Annotated in this window: 15 protein-coding genes, 1 tRNA gene and 1 pseudogene; 12 read left to right on the top strand and 5 right to left on the bottom strand. The window is 38.3% G+C overall.

What is annotated here, in order from left to right; all coding sequences use genetic code 11:
* Positions 1 to 69: 69 nt before the first annotated feature.
* On the top strand, positions 70 to 2,637 hold the full coding sequence (locus H1P_RS11905; RefSeq protein WP_144867333.1) for a DUF3536 domain-containing protein: 2,568 nt from the start codon (positions 70 to 72) through the stop codon (positions 2,635 to 2,637).
* An 87-nt stretch (positions 2,638 to 2,724) separates the two neighbouring features.
* On the opposite strand, the gene H1P_RS11900 is transcribed toward H1P_RS11905, so the two are convergent.
* Positions 2,725 to 3,396 (bottom strand): gamma-glutamylcyclotransferase, encoded by a 672-nt coding sequence (locus H1P_RS11900; RefSeq protein WP_144867332.1) that lies wholly within the window; start codon positions 3,394 to 3,396, stop codon positions 2,725 to 2,727.
* 158 nt (positions 3,397 to 3,554) lie between these two features.
* On the opposite strand from H1P_RS11900, the gene H1P_RS11895 reads away from it, so the two are divergent.
* On the top strand, positions 3,555 to 4,625 hold the full coding sequence (locus H1P_RS11895; protein WP_144867344.1) for a DUF3616 domain-containing protein: 1,071 nt from the start codon (positions 3,555 to 3,557) through the stop codon (positions 4,623 to 4,625).
* Between the two features lie 28 nt (positions 4,626 to 4,653).
* On the opposite strand, the gene H1P_RS11890 is transcribed toward H1P_RS11895, so the two are convergent.
* Positions 4,654 to 5,940 (bottom strand): sulfatase-like hydrolase/transferase, encoded by a 1,287-nt coding sequence (locus H1P_RS11890; RefSeq protein ID WP_144867331.1) that lies wholly within the window; start codon positions 5,938 to 5,940, stop codon positions 4,654 to 4,656.
* Positions 5,941 to 6,040: 100 nt separating this feature from the next.
* On the opposite strand from H1P_RS11890, the gene H1P_RS11885 reads away from it, so the two are divergent.
* The 4 genes from H1P_RS11885 (at position 6,041) to H1P_RS11870 (ending at position 8,820) form a co-directional block, all read left to right on the top strand.
* Complete coding sequence (locus tag H1P_RS11885; RefSeq protein WP_144867330.1) at positions 6,041 to 6,928, top strand: LysR family transcriptional regulator; 888 nt, start codon at positions 6,041 to 6,043, stop codon at positions 6,926 to 6,928.
* A 90-nt stretch (positions 6,929 to 7,018) separates the two neighbouring features.
* Complete coding sequence (locus tag H1P_RS11880) at positions 7,019 to 7,285, top strand: hypothetical protein (protein ID WP_144867329.1); 267 nt, start codon at positions 7,019 to 7,021, stop codon at positions 7,283 to 7,285.
* 119 nt (positions 7,286 to 7,404) lie between these two features.
* A complete protein-coding gene (locus H1P_RS11875; RefSeq protein ID WP_144867328.1) occupies positions 7,405 to 8,415 on the top strand; it encodes an ADP-ribosylglycohydrolase family protein in 1,011 nt (336 codons plus the stop codon).
* A 138-nt stretch (positions 8,416 to 8,553) separates the two neighbouring features.
* Positions 8,554 to 8,820 (top strand): hypothetical protein, encoded by a 267-nt coding sequence (locus tag H1P_RS11870; protein ID WP_144867327.1) that lies wholly within the window; start codon positions 8,554 to 8,556, stop codon positions 8,818 to 8,820.
* 62 nt (positions 8,821 to 8,882) lie between these two features.
* Here H1P_RS11870 and H1P_RS11865 read toward each other — a convergent pair whose 3' ends face one another.
* Complete coding sequence (locus H1P_RS11865) at positions 8,883 to 11,792, bottom strand: DEAD/DEAH box helicase (RefSeq protein ID WP_144867326.1); 2,910 nt, start codon at positions 11,790 to 11,792, stop codon at positions 8,883 to 8,885.
* A 413-nt stretch (positions 11,793 to 12,205) separates the two neighbouring features.
* Here H1P_RS11865 and H1P_RS11860 point away from each other — a divergent pair, with 413 nt between their 5' ends.
* The 4 genes from H1P_RS11860 (at position 12,206) to H1P_RS11845 (ending at position 15,357) form a co-directional block, all read left to right on the top strand.
* Positions 12,206 to 12,469: a sulfiredoxin gene (locus tag H1P_RS11860; RefSeq protein ID WP_144867325.1), complete on the top strand. Its 264-nt coding sequence runs from the start codon at positions 12,206 to 12,208 to the stop codon at positions 12,467 to 12,469.
* Between the two features lie 97 nt (positions 12,470 to 12,566).
* Positions 12,567 to 13,463, top strand: coding sequence for an alpha/beta fold hydrolase (locus H1P_RS11855; protein ID WP_144867324.1), 897 nt, complete (start codon positions 12,567 to 12,569; stop codon positions 13,461 to 13,463).
* A 100-nt stretch (positions 13,464 to 13,563) separates the two neighbouring features.
* Positions 13,564 to 13,863: a hypothetical protein gene (locus tag H1P_RS11850; protein ID WP_144867323.1), complete on the top strand. Its 300-nt coding sequence runs from the start codon at positions 13,564 to 13,566 to the stop codon at positions 13,861 to 13,863.
* Positions 13,864 to 14,484: 621 nt separating this feature from the next.
* Positions 14,485 to 15,357 (top strand): ABC transporter permease, encoded by an 873-nt coding sequence (locus H1P_RS11845; RefSeq protein WP_144867322.1) that lies wholly within the window; start codon positions 14,485 to 14,487, stop codon positions 15,355 to 15,357.
* A 199-nt stretch (positions 15,358 to 15,556) separates the two neighbouring features.
* On the opposite strand, the gene rsgA is transcribed toward H1P_RS11845, so the two are convergent.
* A complete protein-coding gene (gene rsgA, locus H1P_RS11840) occupies positions 15,557 to 16,630 on the bottom strand; it encodes a ribosome small subunit-dependent GTPase A (protein WP_144867321.1) in 1,074 nt (357 codons plus the stop codon).
* A 352-nt stretch (positions 16,631 to 16,982) separates the two neighbouring features.
* Here rsgA and leuC point away from each other — a divergent pair, with 352 nt between their 5' ends.
* Both leuC and H1P_RS11830 read left to right on the top strand, forming a co-directional pair.
* Positions 16,983 to 18,386 (top strand): 3-isopropylmalate dehydratase large subunit, encoded by a 1,404-nt coding sequence (gene leuC / locus H1P_RS11835; RefSeq protein WP_144867320.1) that lies wholly within the window; start codon positions 16,983 to 16,985, stop codon positions 18,384 to 18,386.
* A 230-nt stretch (positions 18,387 to 18,616) separates the two neighbouring features.
* Positions 18,617 to 18,690, top strand: a tRNA-Asp gene (locus tag H1P_RS11830).
* A gap of 949 nt (positions 18,691 to 19,639) precedes the next feature.
* Here the strand turns inward: H1P_RS11830 and H1P_RS11825 are convergent.
* Positions 19,640 to 19,945, bottom strand: a pseudogene (locus H1P_RS11825) (IS1634 family transposase); the annotation flags it as partial.

Genomic DNA, 19,945 nt, shown 5'->3' with positions numbered 1-19,945 from the left:
AGACAATTACTTATCTTTGATAATTCTTAAACAAAGATTTTTGCAATCATACTTCAGGCATAATTAACTATGGTTTCTGCTCCTAAAAAAAGTACTAATCAACAAACTGTCAAGACATCTCAACCAGTCGATTCGATTAAACAGGCTCAGGGTGTTTACGTTACGATTCATGGACATTATTATCAGCCACCTAGAGAAAACCCTTACTTAAATGCTATTGAGCGACAACCAAGCGCACAACCTTATCATAATTGGAATGAAAGAATCCATCATGAATGCTATCGTCCTAATGCTTTTGCTAGGGTTTTAAACGATCGCCAGCAAGTAATCGGTATCGTTAATAATTTTGAGTATCTCAGTTTTAATATCGGTGCAACTTTAATGTCGTGGTTGGAAAAGTACGATTTGGAAGTTTACCAAAGGATCATAGAAGGCGATCGCAAAAGTCAAGCAAGACTTAATGGACACGGAAACGCGATCGCTCAGGTTTATAACCATATTATTTTACCTTTAGCCAATGAACGGGATAAATACACCCAAATTCGTTGGGGAAAGGCGGATTTTCGCGCTCGTTTTGGTAGAGAGCCAGAGGGTATGTGGTTAGCAGAAACAGCAGTGGATTATCCTACGGTGAAAGCTTTAATTGACGAAGATATCCGCTTTATTATTCTGGCACCTTCTCAAGCAGAACGTTGTCGCCCATTACCCACAGACGAAAACCCCAATTCAGAATGGCATGAGGTAGGGGGTTCACAAATCGATCCCACTCGTCCTTATCGCTGCTTTATCGAAGATGGTCGATACATAGACGTTTTCTTTTATGATGGCCCAATTTCTCGTGATATGGGCTTTAGTGACGCGCTAAACACTGCCGATAATTTAGCAATCAGATTAGGACAAGCAGTTAGAGGAGATCATCGTCAAGCACAGTTAATTAGTGTAGCCACCGATGGAGAAACTTTTGGTCATCACAAGGGAGGTACAGAAAAATGCCTTGCTTATGCTTTCACAGAAGTATTTATGGGTAAAAGCTGGACAGTAACTAACTATGCCCATTATCTCAGTATTAATCCTCCTCGTTGGGAAGTGGTGTTAAAGCCTGTAACTGCTTGGAGTTGCGCCCACGGGGTAGAGCGTTGGCGCAGTGATTGTGGTTGCGGTGGCGGTGGTACATGGACTCAGAAATGGCGTGAACCCCTAAGAGACAGTTTGGATTGGTTACGCGATCGCCTGGCTACAGTTTACGAAGAAATAGGGGAAAAATTCTTTAACGATCCTTGGTTAGCCAGAGATGAATATGTTATCGTAATCGGCGAATCTCGCCCGCGAGAACAAGTTCAGCAATTTTTAGCCAGACATCAACAGCATCCTTTGACTAACGAAGAACAAATTGACGCTTTAAGACTGTTAGAAATGCAGCGTCATTGTTTATTGATGTATACCAGTTGTGGTTGGTTTTTTGATGAGCTTTCTCGACCAGAAGGAGTCCAAATTTTACGTTATGCTTCCCGTGCGATGCAGCTAGCAGGGGAACTGGGGGGAATGCATCACCAGCTAGAGTTTATGAGTCGTTTGGCGCACGCACCTAGTAATGTTCCAGACTTTAGTAATGGAACAGAAGTTTATCGCAAATTGGTAATTCCTTCTCAGGTAAGTTTAGAGCAAGTTGCTGCTCACTATGCTATCAGTTCTTTATTTAGCACCTATTCTTCCAGAGAATCTATTCATTGCTACACGATAGAGCAGCTAGACTATCATAAGCAAAATATCGGTACAATGAGCCTGGCGATCGGACAGGTTAAACTAACTTCAGAAACAACCTGGGAAAATCAACACTTTACCTTTGCTGCTCTGCATTTAGGTGGCTGGGATTTCCATTGCTGTATTAAACCTTTCTTGAGTCGTTTGACTTATACCGAAATCAAAGAAGAACTTTTCGGCGTGTTTAAACAAGCTAGTGCTGCTCAAAGTATTCTAGTGATGAATCGAGTTTTCGGCGATCGCTGTTTTAATTTACAACATCTGTTTGCCGAAGAAAGACATCGCGTCATGAGTAAGTTAACAGAAAACACGAAAAAAAGACTCAATCAGCTTTATACTCAAGTATATCGAGAAAATTACAGTGTTCTCTTAGCTTTTCAACGGGAAGACCTAGCTATCCCCCAAGAATTGCAAGTAGCAGCCGAAGTAGCTCTTTCCCATCGCGCTCAAGAAGTAATTTTTGCCTTAGAAACAGCCGTAGCTGAACCTGGGGAAATCGATTACCAATTAAAAGAGCTTCAAGCAATTGTTACAGAAGCCAATCATCTCAAATGTAAACTCAACATTTCCCAAGTAAATACTGTTTTGGAACAACTGATTTTACGTTTGTTATGGCAACTACTTTACGATGGCGAGCCTGAAACTTTAGAAACCGATGTTCAACGTATTCAACAAATAATTGATATTGGAGAACAACTTCATCTTGGTCTATATTTAGGACGCGCACAAGAAATTTATTTTCCTTGTTTAAAACAGAAAATTATTCCTGATTGTATCGTGTCTAGTAATAGTTGTCGTTGGAATGTATCTCAGCTTAAACCTTTATTCAAGTTAGGTAGTAAGTTGGGTATTGATGTTAGTTGCTGGCTAAAGTAACACTGGATCGATAAATTTTTTTAATCCATATTATTTGTTTTTATGGGCTTGGCAGTGTCAAGCCTTTTTCTTTGGTATTATGGGTAATTATTGACTTTCTTCTTTTTGTTTTGCTTTAACTAAATGCTCAAGTTCAATTAATTTTCGATCTTCAATTCCCTCAGCTAATAAGCCTTTTACCGTATGGCTTAAATATTCAGAAGATGAGCCTATCGCACCTCTGGCGGTGGCTAAAGATTCAACAATATTAGCTTTTGATAAGTTATTTACGTATACTGGATGTTGGGGATTAACAGTGAAAGTTAGTGTTTCTATTTCTTTATTACCTCTTTTTGTTTTAACCCAAGTGGGAATATAAGAATCCACAACCATTTCTCTACGCCACAATAATAATAGTTCTGATTCTAGATGCTCATTAATAGGCAAACGATAAGCTATTCCTTGACAGTATTGACCTTTTTCCAACCCTAAAACTAAGCCAGGATTTTCAATTGTTCCTCTTCCTATTGGTGCTAAAAGACAAAATTTACGTTGCCAGCCTTCAATTGTGACAACACATCTTTCAAGATATTCAAATAACGGATTCCAAATTAAAGAGCCATAAGCAAAGATCCATAATTCATCGGTAGATTTTTGCTGTAAGGTGTTACGAATAGATGCTAGTAATTCTTCATCACTTAATATTTTAAAACCTAGTTCGGGATGAGCTAACAGTTGTTGTAGAAGTTTCGATTGTAAAGCTTCGCGAGTTAAAGCCATTCTAGTTGTTGATAAATTATGGTTGCTTTGTTTAATAATACTTTCTGCGATAGATTTATTCTGAGTAATTTTTCAATACAATCATCGTCAATAGTATTCCGTATTATAAAAACGGAGCTTGTCTTTACTTAGTCAAATTAGCTACACCACAAATTATGATGTCTTCATCTCCTTACTTTTTACTCACTCGCGTTTTACTCCATTTTGCAGCCAAAAAAGAAGACATTATTGGGGATATCTCCGCAGCAGCCTTTAGTCCCGATGGTCATTTATGGGTGGGTTCAGACGAAATGGTTGGTGTAGAGAGACTTTCTCCTGTGGGTTGTTATAGCTATGGGGAACATCAGCGTTTTTTATTGAAAGACTACATTGACTTGTTTAATACCGATGATGAAATAGACATCGAAGGGATGGACTTTGCTGACGGATATCTATGGTTAACAGGTTCTCACAGTACCAAACGCAAAAAACCAAAAAAAGATGATTTAGAAACGAATCTAGAGCGATTAGCAACCATCACAACCGATCTCAATCGTTTTATCTTGGCAAGAATTCCTGTAATTGATGGTAAATTGATTCACTCTTATTCTTCTGACGATAGCAACAACTTAACCGCAGCCTGTTTACAAACCACAGAAGAACGTAATATTTTGTTTGAAACTCTCAAAGAAGATCGACATCTTAAGCCATTTATCGAAGCGAGCATTCCTTCCAAAGACAACGGCTTAGATATTGAAGGGTTAGCAATTAAAGACGAACGCTTGTTTCTGGGTTTACGAGGACCTGTTTTACGTGGTTGGGCGATTATTCTAGAAATTGAACTCACAGAAGCCTCATCAGGAGTTTTAACCTTTAAAGAAATTGGTGACAATGGAGCGAAGTATAAAAAACACTTTTTAAACCTCAATGGTTTGGGAATACGGGAATTATGCTGGCAAAATGAAGATTTACTGGTTTTAGCTGGCCCTACCATGTCTTTAGAAGGGGAAATGCAGATTTTTCGCTGGTGCAATGCAGCCCAAAGTGAAGGAGATACAATTCAAAAACAAGATGATAAACTTTTTCCTTTATTCGATTTACCTTTTGTTATTGGTTCAGATCATGCCGAAGGTTTAGCACTTTATTCCTGTTGGGAACAAGAAGATGGTTTGATGGTTTTTTATGATTCTCCAGATCGGCGCAGACTCGGAAACGAAGGACAAATTTTCGTGGATGTTTTTCGGATTTAATCAAGTTTTAGCTGATTTTAATCAAAAACTACTCAGTTTTGAAACGAGCTAGTTGTTGGCGAAGATACTCAAGTGCTGCTTGATTGCGTTCGAGTAATTGGTCAAAAGATTCTGCTTCAGACCAGCGATCTATCTGCTCAATACCCAAAAATGGAGATACACCATCTATACCATCTATGAAAGCAAGAGCATTAGCATTACGCTCTAACATCAAAACATTATCTGCACGAGGATCTTTAACAGATAATAACCGAAGCTCTGCTGTGAGTAACAAATATTGCTCGATCTGTTGGTTAAATTGCAACATACGACGCGGTACGTCTGATGTAGTTTCTGTTCGATCCTCAAAAATTGACTCCAAGACACGACCAGAACCCGCACCCGAATTAGGCGGTTCTATACCCAGGGCGTTTGCCATTGTCGGTATGACATCAATAATTTCTGCGTAAGGAATTGTCTGTCCTGATTTCACATTGGGTCCATGAAAAATCATTGGTGTTTGCCAACTTTCCTCGTCCATTGGTATATGCCAGCCATGACGAGATTGTCCGTCTGCCATAAATACAAAAAAGGTGTTGTCCCAGCGTCCTAGTTCTTCCATTTTGGCAATAAAGCGACCTAGCTGCCGATCTGCTTCTTTTACAGCTTCTTCGTAAGGTGAATCTGGATGCCAAATATCAGCTTGCCAAGGTGTACCATCGGGAGCATTGATTGTTTGATAGCCAGCACGACCGACATCTTGAAGTTGAATCCGATAAAACTTAGGGTCATGTTGTTCTAGGGTTTCCAAAATAATATCTGTTATTTCAGCATCAGATGTATCGAGTAAATTAACTATATCAAAGCCAGAAGAAATCGAGTCATAAGCTTTACTTCCTGTGGCGATCGCTGTTTCCACATCGCGAGGAAACATATCCTGTAGCATCGGTTGATTGGGTTGCAAGAATAAATTGCCCGTCATTGTGATTGGGTTAGGTAAAGAAGTCGTATGCATCTGTCCATAAGCTCCCGTAGTTGGATGCCAAGGAAAGGTCATAATTGCTGTTTCAACTGTTGTACCTTCTGCCTGTAATTGTTTCAAATTTGGTAAATCAAAACGAGAGATCGCATCGGGATGTAGACCGTCAAAATAGAACAAAACAGCCCTTTCTGCTCTAGGAATGGTTGCAGATACAGAAGACGGGTTGAAGAAGATAATTGCGATCGCAAAATAGATGAGTAGCAACAAGTTTTTAACTAGGTTTTTTTTCCAAAATAAAACACAAAAAGCCTGAAATAGAGCTTTGAATGAGAACCAGAAAGAGAATACTTTCATTTATCGAAATTATTTTGTTATTTATCTGTAAATATTAAAAGTTAAACTTTATGGATGTCCAACACATTTTTTATTACTGATTAACACCCTATAGGTTCAAATGGAATTACGCCATCTCCGCTATTTTGTAGCTGTTGCAGAGGAACTTCATTTTGGAAGAGCAGCAAAACGTCTTTGTATCGCTCAACAACCTCTAAGTCGTCAAATTCGTAATTTAGAAGATGAAATAGGGGTTCAGCTTTTTTATCGCACCAAGCGTACAGTACGTTTAACTGAAGTCGGACAAATTTTCTTAAAAGAAGCCAGAAAGACCCTAGAGCAAGCAAAATCAGCCATAAATTTAGCGCAACAAGCAAATCAAGGAAAAATTGGCGGAATCACCATTGGATTTACTGGTTCGGCTCTCAATATTGTGCTTCCTATGGCTGTGCGTCAATTTAAGCAGCTTTATCCTCAAGTTGACTTGACTTTGAAGCGACTGCAAACCATAGAGCAAGTTGCAGCACTGCGCTCTGGAGAAATTCATCTTGGTATATTGCATCCCCCAATTGATGACAATACCTTATTTTTGGAAACGATTACCCACGAAAACTTAGTTGTGGCTTTGCCCGATACTCATTTTTTAGCTCAAGATACGTCTATCGCTATTTCTATTAAGCAGTTAGCAAATGAGCCATTTATTCTTTTTCCTCGTCAAATTGGTTCGGTGTTGTACGACCAAATTATTAGTTTATGCAGACAAGCTGGCTTTAGTCCTAACGTAATACAAGAAGCTATTCCCCAGCAAACCATTTTAGGTTTAGTAGCAGCAGGAATGGGAATTAGTTTGATACACAGTTCGGTGCGTTCATTGGGAAGACACGGGGTAGTTTTCCAGAATTTGATAGAACCAACTCCAGAGTTAAACACTGCTGTCGCTTGGAGTCCTGATGCTACTAATCCAGTTTTACCTTTGTTTCTAAGTTTGGTCAGAGAAATCACTTTTTGACCATTGAGAATAGAATAATAGACCTCTTTTCTTTTCAGCGCAATATAGTTAGCGATCGCTTTTTAAGACTATGACGGTAGAATAAAATCTATGACCAATGCAGAATCAAAACAACAATATGAAGGTGCAATCTTACAGCAGTTAATCAAAAACTCTGAAAGATTAGTGGTTGTCGATCGAGACACTTCACAACTCAAAGAAGATTTATCACGACTAAAACAAGACATGGCTTATGTCAAACCAAAAGTTAAAAACATCGATAAAACTCTTGGTATTATTAAATGGGTATTGGTGACAATCGCTTTATCAATTATTGCTAATATTTTTAGCGAACAAATCAATGCTTTGCTGTTTTAAATTATAACTGTATGGTTGTTAGAAAATAAAAAGCGATCGCTCTTCTAAAAATTACGATAAAATAATAATTTAAAGACAAAAATCAAAGATTATAAGTATCTTTTTTCGAGAATTACTTGATGAACCAAGATAAATACAATACTGCTACAGGTTGCTTATTAGGTGCCTTGGTGGGTGACGCTGCGGGAGCAACTTTAGAATTCCTCGAACACGATCCTACACCAGAAGAAGTTGCTTGGGCGAAGAATATGCCTGGTGGTGGAGATTTACAAGTAGCACCAGGACAAATTACCGATGATGGAGAGTTAACCCTTTGTTTGGCGCGAGCCTTATCCGAATGCGAACAGTTTGACTTAGAAATAATTGCCCGTCATTATGCTGAGTGGGTAGAGTCGCGCCCTTTTGATATGGGTTTTACAACATCCTATTCTTTAGGTTCATACAGAGATATTGATGTTAGCCACGAAGGTTATGCAGCAGTTATGAAAAAGTCGGCATCTAAAATGTGTTTGGGTTCAAAAGCCAATGGTAGTTTAATGCGAATTACTCCTTTAGGTATTTGGGGACACAATTTAGATATTGCAGAAATCGCTAACTTTGCCATACAGGATACTTCTTTGTCTCATCCTAATAATAGTTGTGGTTATGCAGTGGCTTGTTACTGTATTGCCATTGCTACCTTAATTCAGCACCCAGGTCATAGAGAGTTAGCGTTTAATGATGCAAGGATGTGGTTAGATTATCAAGCAAATTCAGTCAAAGATAGCTATCAATATCACTGTTGGGCAGAAGTCAGCAGTTGGCTTTATGATGCAGCAGATAATGTTAATGTGCCTTATTTTCCGCATATTGGCTTTATAAAGATTGCTTTTACTCATGCTTTTAGACATTTACTATTAGGTTCGGATTACGAAAATGCGATCGCTGAAACGTTGAGAGGTGGCGGAGATACAGATACGAATGCCTGTATTGTAGGTGGTTTGATAGGTGCAGCAGTAGGCGTTGATGGTATTCCTGAAAATATGAGAGAGTCTGTTTTGAATTGCGATACTACTATGGGTAAACATCCTCGCCCTGCTTTTCTTCATCCTTGTCAAATTGAAGAGTTGATTCCTCAATTATTGGGATGAGTTTATGGGTGAAAATTTAATTTATTAGTAAATACAATCACTTGTTTATAACATCAATTAATTTAGCGATCGCTTTGTCAAGCTATATGCGGTAAAATAAAAATAGGTATATCTCCTTTTAAAAAATAGATAAAACTTATGACCAATGCAGAATCAAAACAACAATATGAAGGTGCAATCTTACAGCAGTTAATTAAAAACTCTGAAAGATTAGTGGTTGTTGAGCAAGACACTTCACAACTCAAAGAAGATTTATCACAATTAAAACAAGACATGGCTTATGTCAAACCAAAAGTTGAAAACATCGATAAAACTCTTGGTGTTATTAAATGGATATTGGTGACAATCGCTTTATCAATTATTGCTAATATTTTTAGTGAGCAAATTAATGCTTGGCTGTTTTGAATTATATTTATTCTGATTTAAGTAACTGTGATTCAAATCAACGAAATATCAAAGATTAAATATTAAATAGGAAATCGCTTCATTCCCGAAATAGCATCCCGCGCATTATTCAACAAAGTAGAGGAAATATTAGGAATTTGAGGAATTTGCCAGAGGACATCGATAGTACGCCTTAATGTTCTGACAATATCTCCTTCTGCTAGATTAGTGCTTTCGCAAAGTTCATTCCATTCAATGCCCAATGCCCATTGTTCCGCTAAACCAATAAGTTCATATTCGCGCCAGATAGGAAAAGTTACACCGTTGCGATGTTGAACTTGGAAGAGATGAGGGCGGATTTGTCTTAAAACAGAGGTGGTTTCTGATTCTGATTCTGAGGCGCGTTTTTTAATGCCTAAGACTTCTAAGACTTCTGGTGGTGGGGGATATTCACACCAAGTATCTCCACGGGGAGGTTCACTAATGAGAGCAGCTACCGCAGCAGCTAGGTGATGGGGTTCGAGGATTTCTAATTCTCCTGATACGAAAGCTAAAGCAAGCCATAATTCGTTATCACCTCGGATAGTAGCAGCAGCTTGTCCTAATGGGGTGGGGATGTAACCGTCTAAGGCTTCAAATTCTTGGAGAATGGTAATTAAGCTGAGAAAGTCATCCCAATAATAGGATTGGTTAGATTTTTGTTTTTGATATTTGATTTGGGTGCGATGAAGTTGTTCTTGTAAGGCTTGTCTTTTCTGCTGTTTTCGCAATAGTTTGTTGGGATTATCCCATTTTCTGAGGGGATGGGCATCGATTTGCTCTTGAACTGCATCGAGTCTGATTTGTTGTTCGGTGACTTCTGGTGCAGGAGGTGCAGGAATTAGGTTGTTAGAGATGAGGTTGGCAATGATCGCAGTTTCTTCGTTACCTGGTTGCAGTTTTCCTAAGCGATGATTGTTGAGGGTAGGCAGAGAAATACGCGAAATATCGGCATTATCGAGAGTTCCTTCGTTGATTTCGGCAATGTCACCATTAGCAACTACATACCAATCGTTATCAACTCCTAAACAGACTAAATTCTCCGCTTTTCCTGAGCCTGGTATTTTCATGATTACCACGGCTGCTAGAGGAGAACTAACTTGAAGGTGTTTTCCTTTTAAACCGACTATTTTGCCAGCAGATAACATCGGAATAAGGGATTTAATCGCTTTTTTACGAGTTGCTTCGGCTTGCTGGCGCAGGATGCTTAATAATCTTTGTTCTTCTTTTTTTCTTTCTTGAAGTTTTTGATAGCTGGTAAGTTTATTAGGGGAAATTGGAGCTAATTCCACATCTAGTTTGGCTAGTTTAGTCGTAATTTCAGCGATCGCCTGTTGTTCGGGGGCGAGTTTTTTCTGTGCCAAATATTCGGCAAAACTTTTTTCTAAGAGTTCTTTGGCTTCGTTAATACTGTTTTTCTGCAAGAGGTTTAACACCATTCCATAGGAGGGAGTAAAGCGACTGCGTAGGGGTTCGGCTTCGGAGGTTGCCAGATAAGCTGCTTCTTTCGCGCCTTCAAAGGGACTTTGAATAGTAACAACATAACCTACTTGGTCTTTTCCTCTGCGCCCTGCTCTCCCTGCTATTTGGAGGAATTCGGAGGGGGTTAACATCGCGTGTCCAGCATCAGTACGTTTGGAAAGAGCCGATATAACTGTAGTGCGGGCGGGCATATTAATCCCTGCTGCTAAGGTAGCGGTGGCAAATACTATTTTGACTAAACCTAATTCAAATAGTCTCTCTACTAATTCTTTCCAAGCAGGTAATAATCCTGCGTGATGGGAGGCAATACCTCGTAATAAGGGTTCTACTTGATCGATGCGAACTACTTGAGATTTGGTAGTGAGGAATTCCCACAATAGGTATTGTTGATTGGGGTTACTGTTTAAGTAATTAGCTAATTTGATTGGGGAATCTTGATTATTAGCAATGAATCCCCTGATTAATTCTGTAAGATCGCCATTGCGTGGAGTAAAGTAATCTATGAGAGCCTGTTGCAGTTCTAAATTACGGTCTAAAAAGAAGTGGAGCAAAAAGTTTTCAATTTGTTCTGCTTCGTGGTTATTTACCAAAACAGCATTATCTAATTGATTGACTGCCCGATCGCATCCCATGCGACTAAAGATAATATAAATAGCAGGAAGCATATCTTTAGCTTGCAATTGTTTAACAACCTGAACTACTCCTGGGCAATCTTTTTGTTTTAGTCTTCGCTTTTTACCGTCATTTTTGGGCATTAAAGCTTTTAATTTCGGATTTAATTTCTCCTGTTTCCCATCGAGTAAGGGATACATTTTATTGCGATCGCAGAAGAAAAATCGCAAGGGTACTGGACGATAATCAGAATTAATTAGCTGACAATCGAATTTTTTTCTTCTCTGATTACCCACATTACGTATTTGATTAATCCAGTCGGTTAACTCTTCAGGATTGCCAATAGTTGCTGAAAGACCTACTATCTGGATTTGTGGCGGACAGTAAATAATCGATTCTTCCCACACTGTTCCCCGAACGCGATCGCCCAAATAATGGCATTCATCTAACACTACTGCATCCACGTCATCTAGAGATGTCCCTACTTGTCCGATAGGAGTTTCGTAGAGCATATTACGGAAAATCTCGGTGGTCATAATCAGCACCGCAGCATCAGGATTAATTAAAATATCCCCTGTAATTAAACCAACTCCTTTGGGATTGTCTGCACCAAATAATTCTTGAAAATCACGAAACTTTTGATTAGAAAGAGCCTTTAAAGGTGTGGTGTAAAATACCCTTTTTCCCCTAGATATCGCCCGATAGATGGCATATTCCCCAATTAAAGTCTTTCCCGAACCCGTAGGCGCACAAACAATAACCGATTTATCAGCGTTTAAGGCAGCGATCGCTTTTTGTTGGAAATTGTCTAATTTAAAAGGAAATAACTGTTTAAGGTCTAAAATAGCAGAAGAGTTCATCTAAATTGTGTTTAAGGAAAAAACAAGGGAAAAATAGCTAATTGTGGCGAATTAATCAAAAATTATGTCGATCTAGGATAGATATCGCCCACTCTACTCTAATAAACCATAATCAATTAACGCTATATGTAATTAAATGTTGATAGCACTATTTAATTTAACGAATTTTAGTATTAATGGCTTTGAATTATAGCTCATTATGGACTTGGCTAGTTGTTGGTCAACTAAGGAACGAGAAATGAGGACTAATTTTGAATCTGCGAAGTTCGCTCTACAAAACTTATTTCGCCAGCTAAACTGCATGGGTTTCCAAGGGGTCGCTCCCAAGGAAGAGAAACCTTTCTTGAGAAAACCAAATTGTCACTCTAAAATCTTGCTATAATTAAACTCATAACGAGTATGACTTAGCAGTTATGGTAACAATCAAAGAAATTCCTCTACAACAAATTCGCCGACCACTACCAAGACAAACCGACTCCAATAAAGTAACTCAACTAATGGAATCTATTGCGATAGAAGGTTTAAGAGAACCCGTAGATATTTTGGAAGTAGAAGGAAAATATTACGGTTTTTCTGGCTGTCATCGTTTTGAAGCTCACCAACGGCTCAACAAAGCAACGATTAAATGTCGAGTACGTCAAGCAACACCCTCTGTTTTAAAAAGACATTTGGCGTGATTAAAAAACAATAACTTTAAACTTTTAAGTACATTAGCAATTTGAGCCTGTTTCTTTTGGTACTTATAAAAATAGTCACAAAGATTTGGTAACTATAATGCCTTTAATTAATGTTCGTGGTGTCAATCACTACTATGAATGGATTCGTTCCTCCGCAGATAATCAGCAAAAACCCGTGATGGTATTTGTGCATGGTTGGGGAGGTTCAGCGCGTTATTGGCACAGTACAGCGATCGCTCTATCCGAAGAATACGATTGTTTATTGTACGATTTGCGAGGTTTTGGGCGTTCTAGCTTACCCACAGAAAAAACTAACCTCAGTTATGACTTGGAAGAGTATGCCGAAGATTTAATAATTCTTCTCAATACTTTAGAAATCGATCGAGTTTATCTTCATGCTCATTCTATGGGATCGTCGATCGCCACTTTATTTATTAATCGTTATAGCGATCGCGTTCACCAGGCTGTTTTAGCTTGTAACGGTATTTTTGAATACGACAAAAGAGCCTTTGCAGCTTTTCACAAATTTGGGAGTTATGTCGTCAAGTTCCGTTACAACTGGTTTTTACAAGTACCCTTTGCCGACAGAATGTTTATGGCGCGGTTTTTAAGCCGTCCGATTCAGAAAAGCGATCGTTTTGCCTTCTTAGAAGATTTTCTCTTAGCAAATTATGAAGCTGCTTTAGGTACAATTTATACTTCTGTAAGTAAACAAGCAGTGGATATAATGCCGAAAGAGTTTGCTCAGATTAAGATCCACACATTAATGGTTTCGGGAGAAAAAGACCAAATTATACCTGCGAAGATGGGAAAGCAAGCAAGTCAGCTTAATCCGCAGCTAGAGTACCAAGAAATCCTTAATACTGGTCATTTTCCTATGTTAGAAGCCGAAGAGACTTACTTAGAAATAGTCAAATCTTTTTTAGCTGAACCATCAAAATTAAACAACACACAGAATCGTAACTTAATCAATGTTAAACAAGAAATTTTATAAAGTTTTAAGATTCTTGTCATTTGCAGCTAAAAAAAAAAGTTCAGCCTATGGTGTTACTAGGCAGAAAAATGCTCAGTATTCTCTAGCAAAAGCATAAAGTATGAGAGTCGCATCTAGTTTCGTCGTTTCCCTAGTTCTCGCAGCCACGATTAGCTTTGCGCTTCCTGTGGTTATAGTGGGACTGATTTTCGCATTCGCAGTAATAGTTAGCCTAATCCCTGGTTTGATAGCATTTGGTCATCAATCAGTCGATAGCATTTTAGAGTTTTTGGCAGTCTTTGGTACTGGAAAGCCAATTACGGGAATAGTTACTTTAGGTTTAGCTTGTAGCTTTGTTGGAATTTTATTCGATCTATTTAATATTTTTAATATTTATCGCTTTCAAAGTTTACGTGAATAAGCTGTATTGCGCCAAAGTTTTATTGCTTAGTAAGGCTTGGATAAAAGAAATAGGTTAAGCTGTTACCTAAATTTAATTGGCTTTTTTTGTACTCGCTGTGGGTAGCAGATAAAGCAAGTGAGGAAAAAATATATTTCTCACCAGAAAATATGTAGTTTAATCGCATATCAGGTTAGAAGGGTACGAAAATGATTGATATTGCTATTGCGTAGTTAAATTTTTCAACCTAACTTGTACTAAATCCGATTCGCCAAGTATAGTTTTCAGAATGAAGCGGGAACGCGGAAAACCTTTACAGCTTATATTTTAGACAATATCTATTAACAGGATTTAGTATGAACTAACAATAAATAATGAATAGCAACCAAAAAAAGTGGGAGTATCTTAGTTTGAAGACACTCCCACTTGTAGTTTTTATTTTTACTAATTTATGTTTACTTAGTTGAAGCTCATAAAAAATTATAAGTAATATGAAAAACAATTCATTGAATTTAATGTGATTCCCATCAGCGATCGAGCTAGTTTTTACGTTAGATACACAAATTAACCAGTTATTTAAACCTGCTTACATCACAAGCTCCCAAAGAGCTATAATGCCGACGAAGCTAAAATAGACGGATTATGGCAGCCACAATTAAGCTCAAATTATTTAAAGGATTTCGTGGTAACTTATCTTTTAAGCTCACTACAATAGGATTAGTTATTACTACTGGTTTTATCCTAATTGCTTTCCTTGCTCCTACCTTAGAAGGATGGGGATGGTTACAAAGCCCTACAGACTCATTAATCAATCCGATTCACGAACCCCCAGGAGTTAATTATTGGTTTGGGACAACTCGCCAAGGCTATGATGTTTTTTCCCGTACCCTATTTGGTAGTCAAGCAGCTTTAAAAGTAGTGATTTTAGCGACCACTCTTAGTTTAATTTTAGGAGTCCCCCTTGGTTTAGTAAGTGGCTATTTAGGAGGTAAAGCAGATAAAATTTTGCTGTTTCTGATGGATACTATTTACACTTTACCAGGGTTGTTATTATCAGTTACGCTGGCTTTTGTAGTAGGGAAAGGTGTTATCAATGCAGCGATCGCTCTTAGTATTGCCTATGTTCCTCAATATTACCGTCTAGTTCGCAACCATACTGTAAGCGTTAAAACAGAATTATTCATCGAAGCAGCCCAAGCGATGGGAGCATCTACCCGTAGAATACTCTCTCGTTATCTCTTTTTTAACGTTATTCAAAGTGTACCTGTTTTATTTACTCTCAATGCAGCAGATGCGATTTTGATTCTCGGTGGTTTAGGATTTCTCGGTTTAGGACTTCCCCCAGAAATTCCTGAATGGGGTCATGATTTACGTCTAGCTTTAGATGCTCTACCTACTGGTATTTGGTGGTCTGCAACCTTCCCTGGATTGGCAATGACTCTGATGGTTACTGGTCTATCTTTAGTAGGAGAAGGCTTAAGCGAAATTCTTAATCCTAAGATACGTAATCGTTGAACGATTTAGAGAAACCATTGGGGAGCTTTATAAATTTGTTTGTTGGGATAGACGAGCAAAAGCTAAATAATATTAGCAGAAGTCCATCAACGAAAAATCGAGATTTTACCCCTGCTAATCACACTCATAAGTGCCATTTTTAATGTCAGAATCAGATCACTTAATCAGGTCACTTACCTAGATTTTACTGCATCTCAGCTTAACCCTCATCATGTCTTTTATAATGCTGACGCATCGCTTTAGTAATCTTTTTCCATTGAGATTTGCTCTTAAATTGCTTAAGCTGCTTTTGTTTTCGATTGAGGTAGTTTAGTTCTTTGTGCAACTTTAGATAATTGAGAAAGCGTCTTTCATCAAGTATTCCCTGAGCGATCGCATTCTGCACTGCACAATCGGGTTCGTGACTGTGCTGACAATCGCGAAAACGGCACTTTTTAGCTAGCATCTCAATATCCGTGAAGGCTTGCTCAAAACTACTTTCGGTTGCCCAAATCTGGACTTCTCGCATCCCAGGAGTGTCTATGATTACCCCACCACCAGGTAACACAAACAACTCTCGATGAGTGGTAGTGTGTTTGCCACGATCGTCCCCATGTCGAACAGCTTGAACTTTTTGAAGCTCTTCCCCCATCAGTAGATTGGCGATCGTTGATTTACCCACTCCAGAAGAGCCTAGCATAGCAACAGTCTTACCAGGCTGGATGTAATTTTTTAGTTCATCGAGTCCCTGGTTCAAAACTGCACTTAATACGATAATGGGAACGCCAGGAGCAATAGTTTCTACTTCTGCAACGCACTGTTCTACAAAAGCGCAAGCGTCGGCTTTATTCAAGACAATAACTGGATTTGCGCCACTTTCCCACGTAAGAATTAAATAACGTTCAATCCGCCTCAAGTTGAAGTCATTGTCCAGTCCAGATACTAAAAATACTGTATCTATGTTGGCAGCAACGATTTGCTCCCTTGTCTTTCCTGCTAATGTTTTCCGAGAAAATTTACTTGTCCTCGGCAGAACGCCGTAAATTGTGGCATTAGGCTCATTCTGTTTGGTTTTAATAATTACCCAATCGCCTATAGCCAGAAAGTCTCCACCATCAGTTATCTGATGCCTTAGTTTCCCAGAAATTTTAGCGCGCACGTAGCCCAACTCGCTGTAGAGAGTATATTCACCTCTGTACTCCAAAGTAATTCTCCCAACGGAGTAGCCATCTTTAGCGTATGGCTTAAAACTGGAAGCTAAAGTACTATTCCAGCCTAATAATTCTAAGTTCATTGTTAGATTCCTGTTTTGTGAAACTGGTTTAAGGCTCACAAAGGAATCTCACCCATTTTAAAAGGGAGTTAGATCAAAAGCTTTGAATCAAATCCTCTGTGACCTTATCGAGTTTGTGTAGTAAGGGTCATTGTGGTGAAAACAGATACCGACTCAGCCATAGTCAACCTCCTTAAGCTTTTCGCGCTTTGGGACATTATCATTTTAGCTCATAAATATAATTCGATCGCTTTATACTACATTTTAACGGAGCGAACATAACATAATTTATTGCATACCTCAAAGTCAGTAACGCCCAGAATTAATTGTAAAATAGAAGACTGACATTTAAGACTCTTACCAGTAGCCAACTATGAGCAAAGGAACATTATTCGATAAAGTTTGGGATTTACATACTGTCGGCACATTACCATCGGGACAAACCCAGTTATTTATCGGGCTGCACCTAATTCATGAAGTAACCAGTCCTCAAGCCTTTGCTATGCTGAGAGAAAGAGGCTTAAAAGTCCTTTATCCAGAACGCACCGTTGCCACAGTAGATCATATCGTTCCCACAGAAGATCAGGCTCGTCCTTTTGTGGATGTTTTAGCAGAAGAGATGATCCAGGAGCTAGAAAAAAATACTAAAGACTATGGCATCAGATTTTATAATATTGGCTCTGGCTCTCAGGGGATTGTCCACGTAATTGCACCTGAGCAGGGTTTAACTCAACCAGGAATGACTGTAGCCTGTGGTGATTCCCACACCTCCACCCACGGGGCTTTTGGAGCGATCGCTTTTGGCATTGGCACATCCCAAGTAAGAGACGTTTTAGCTTCGCAAACTCTGGCTTTATCGAAACTTAAAGTCCGCAAAATTGAAGTAAATGGCGAGTTACCTCCAGGAGTTTATGCTAAAGATGTTGTTTTACATATTATCCGCAAATTAGGGGTCAAAGGTGGTGTAGGTTATGCCTATGAGTATGCTGGTAGCACTTTTGAAGCGATGACTATGGAAGAGAGAATGACCGTCTGTAATATGGCTATTGAAGGGGGAGCGCGTTGTGGTTACGTAAATCCAGATCGTGTAACTTTTGACTACCTCAAAGAAAAAGAATTTGCACCTCAAGGAACAGCTTGGGATAGAGCAGTTGAGTGGTGGACAAGCATTCGTAGTGACGAGGATGCAGAGTATGATGATGTGGTTACTTTTGATGCAGCCGACATTGAACCCACGGTAACTTGGGGAATTACCCCAGGACAGGGAATAGGAGTCAGCGAACACATACCTACCCCTGATAGTCTGGTGGAAAGCGAACAAGCTCTGGCACAAGAAGCTTATCAGTATATGCAATTAACTCCTGGACAGTCTATCAAAGGAACAAAAATCGATGTTTGCTTCATTGGTAGTTGCACTAATGGTAGACTCAGCGATTTACAAGAAGCTGCCAAATTTGCTCAAGGAAAACAAGTAGCATCTGGGGTCAAAGCTTTTGTGGTTCCTGGTTCAGAAAAAGTTAAGCAAGCAGCAGAAGCAGAAGGCTTAGACAAAATTTTTACCGAAGCGGGTTTTGAATGGCGCGAACCTGGTTGCTCGATGTGTTTGGCAATGAATCCTGATAAATTACAGGGAGATAATATTAGCGCATCGTCTTCCAATCGTAATTTTAAAGGTCGTCAAGGTTCGGCTACTGGAAGAACTCTTTTAATGAGTCCTGCAATGGTAGTTGCTGCTGCGCTAAAAGGAGAAGTTACTGATGTTAGAGAATTGGTTTAGGATGTTGGTTGTTAGAAGAGAGGTGTCTTGGTAAGTATCTCTTGGTGCGCCTTCTCATGTTGTGATTGCTCGCGCGATCGCACCACTTCTTTGGCGAATTTCCTTGTCGCCCTTGGTTTAGTATAATTAAATACACTTACTGAACCATTAACTGGATATTGAGCGCAATTTCCCCAAAAAATTGACAACTAATTTAAAAGAACTTATACTAGTGTGAGTGAAAAAAACAAGGGACAGTAGTTCAGCTGGTTAGAATGCCTGCCTGTCACGCAGGAGGTCGCGGGTTCGAGTCCCGTCTGTCCCGTTTTATTATGCGCTTAAACGCCGTATCTAATATAAGGATACAGTAATTTATAAGTTGCAATTGTCTAGTCTTTTTCTAGTCAATAAGATAAATAGATATTAGTCTTTAAGTGCAAATAAACGTATTTATCTTCTAGTAATTTTCTAGTAATTGGTATTTTAGAATTATTTGCAAAATAAAGTTGATGTGCAAACTGCTGTATATGCTTATTAGACTTCTTGCAGAAGTATCGAGAGATATCTAAAAAAGAACCCAATATTTAATAATAACTCAACCATAAAGATCGAATAACTCATCATATATAGCAACAACTGACAATGATTATTTTTCAGAAATGCGTCTAATTTTTGTTTGATAAATTATTGGATTAATTTTAGTCACAGGTTTAGTAGAGTCTTATTTATTTTTCTGACCTAATTTAGGTCTTGTTCTCTTTTTTGTCTTGTTACCCTAAAGAATCTCAAAATCTTTACTCTAGGCTTTTTTTTCCAAGTTTTACGCGCTTTTTGATAAGGGTTAATTTATTTAATTGAGCTTGATGACACCTACAGAGATCGCTTGCTTAATAGATTTTCTCTAAATCTTGGAAAATACATCTATAACTATTATTAATCTTGTTTTTTCAAAATTTTAAAGTTTGAAAAATCTATAAAATTGTACGTAAGCTTGCTATATGTGATGCTAATTTATCTGTAACTTTTTAGATTACTACCCACATTCCGCACGTCAAAACGGAGCATAAAGCAATCAGAAAAATAATCTCCTAAAAGAGATACTAGAATCAGTAAAAGTACTGAATAATAAATAGTTCTCTTTAGTTTGAATAGAACTAAAATAATTGGTTCTCAATAAATCTAGTTTATTGAGAACAGCTAAACAACAATAATTGAATTAGTCTGACTTGAAATGATAAAATTTAATTAAGTAATTAAACAATAATAATAATTAATTAGCCAGATAAAATATAATATTTTAGGCAAGATGAAGGCAAGAAAGTTAAAGTGTTCTTACGATCTTTTGTTAAATTAACTACTTGTTTGATACCTCGTAAACAGACAAAGTGAATCCCTTGAAAACATTGAAATATCCATCTTAATGTAGGATTATCTGTTATTTTTCCCACTTGATTCTTGACTCCAGTTTTGGCTCTTTTGAGACAATTTCTCAGTTCTCTTTGACCAAGATTATAAACTAACAAACATAAAGACATTAAAAAGAGAAGTGTTTCAACTCTTGATGGTTTCTCGACAAAAAA

The sequence above is a fragment of the Hyella patelloides LEGE 07179 genome (assembly GCF_900659865.1).
In the GTDB taxonomy this organism is placed as follows: domain Bacteria; phylum Cyanobacteriota; class Cyanobacteriia; order Cyanobacteriales; family Xenococcaceae; genus Hyella; species Hyella patelloides.
The sequence above is the reverse complement of the archived record's forward strand: the minus strand, read 5'-3'. Positions and strand labels throughout refer to the sequence as shown.

Excerpts from the sequence above, each read along its gene's own strand:
- H1P_RS11905 (WP_144867333.1), top strand. The coding sequence starts at position 70 with ATGGTTTCTGCTCCTAAAAAAAGTACTAATCAACAAACTGTCAAGACA.
- H1P_RS11900 (WP_144867332.1), bottom strand. The coding sequence starts at position 3,396 with ATGGCTTTAACTCGCGAAGCTTTACAATCGAAACTTCTACAACAACTG.
- H1P_RS11895 (WP_144867344.1), top strand. The coding sequence starts at position 3,555 with ATGTCTTCATCTCCTTACTTTTTACTCACTCGCGTTTTACTCCATTTT.
- H1P_RS11890 (WP_144867331.1), bottom strand. The coding sequence starts at position 5,940 with ATGAAAGTATTCTCTTTCTGGTTCTCATTCAAAGCTCTATTTCAGGCT.
- H1P_RS11885 (WP_144867330.1), top strand. The coding sequence starts at position 6,041 with ATGGAATTACGCCATCTCCGCTATTTTGTAGCTGTTGCAGAGGAACTT.
- H1P_RS11880 (WP_144867329.1), top strand. The coding sequence starts at position 7,019 with ATGACCAATGCAGAATCAAAACAACAATATGAAGGTGCAATCTTACAG.
- H1P_RS11875 (WP_144867328.1), top strand. The coding sequence starts at position 7,405 with ATGAACCAAGATAAATACAATACTGCTACAGGTTGCTTATTAGGTGCC.
- H1P_RS11870 (WP_144867327.1), top strand. The coding sequence starts at position 8,554 with ATGACCAATGCAGAATCAAAACAACAATATGAAGGTGCAATCTTACAG.
- H1P_RS11865 (WP_144867326.1), bottom strand. The coding sequence starts at position 11,792 with ATGAACTCTTCTGCTATTTTAGACCTTAAACAGTTATTTCCTTTTAAA.
- H1P_RS11860 (WP_144867325.1), top strand. The coding sequence starts at position 12,206 with ATGGTAACAATCAAAGAAATTCCTCTACAACAAATTCGCCGACCACTA.
- H1P_RS11855 (WP_144867324.1), top strand. The coding sequence starts at position 12,567 with ATGCCTTTAATTAATGTTCGTGGTGTCAATCACTACTATGAATGGATT.
- H1P_RS11850 (WP_144867323.1), top strand. The coding sequence starts at position 13,564 with ATGAGAGTCGCATCTAGTTTCGTCGTTTCCCTAGTTCTCGCAGCCACG.
- H1P_RS11845 (WP_144867322.1), top strand. The coding sequence starts at position 14,485 with ATGGCAGCCACAATTAAGCTCAAATTATTTAAAGGATTTCGTGGTAAC.
- rsgA (WP_144867321.1), bottom strand. The coding sequence starts at position 16,630 with ATGAACTTAGAATTATTAGGCTGGAATAGTACTTTAGCTTCCAGTTTT.
- leuC (WP_144867320.1), top strand. The coding sequence starts at position 16,983 with ATGAGCAAAGGAACATTATTCGATAAAGTTTGGGATTTACATACTGTC.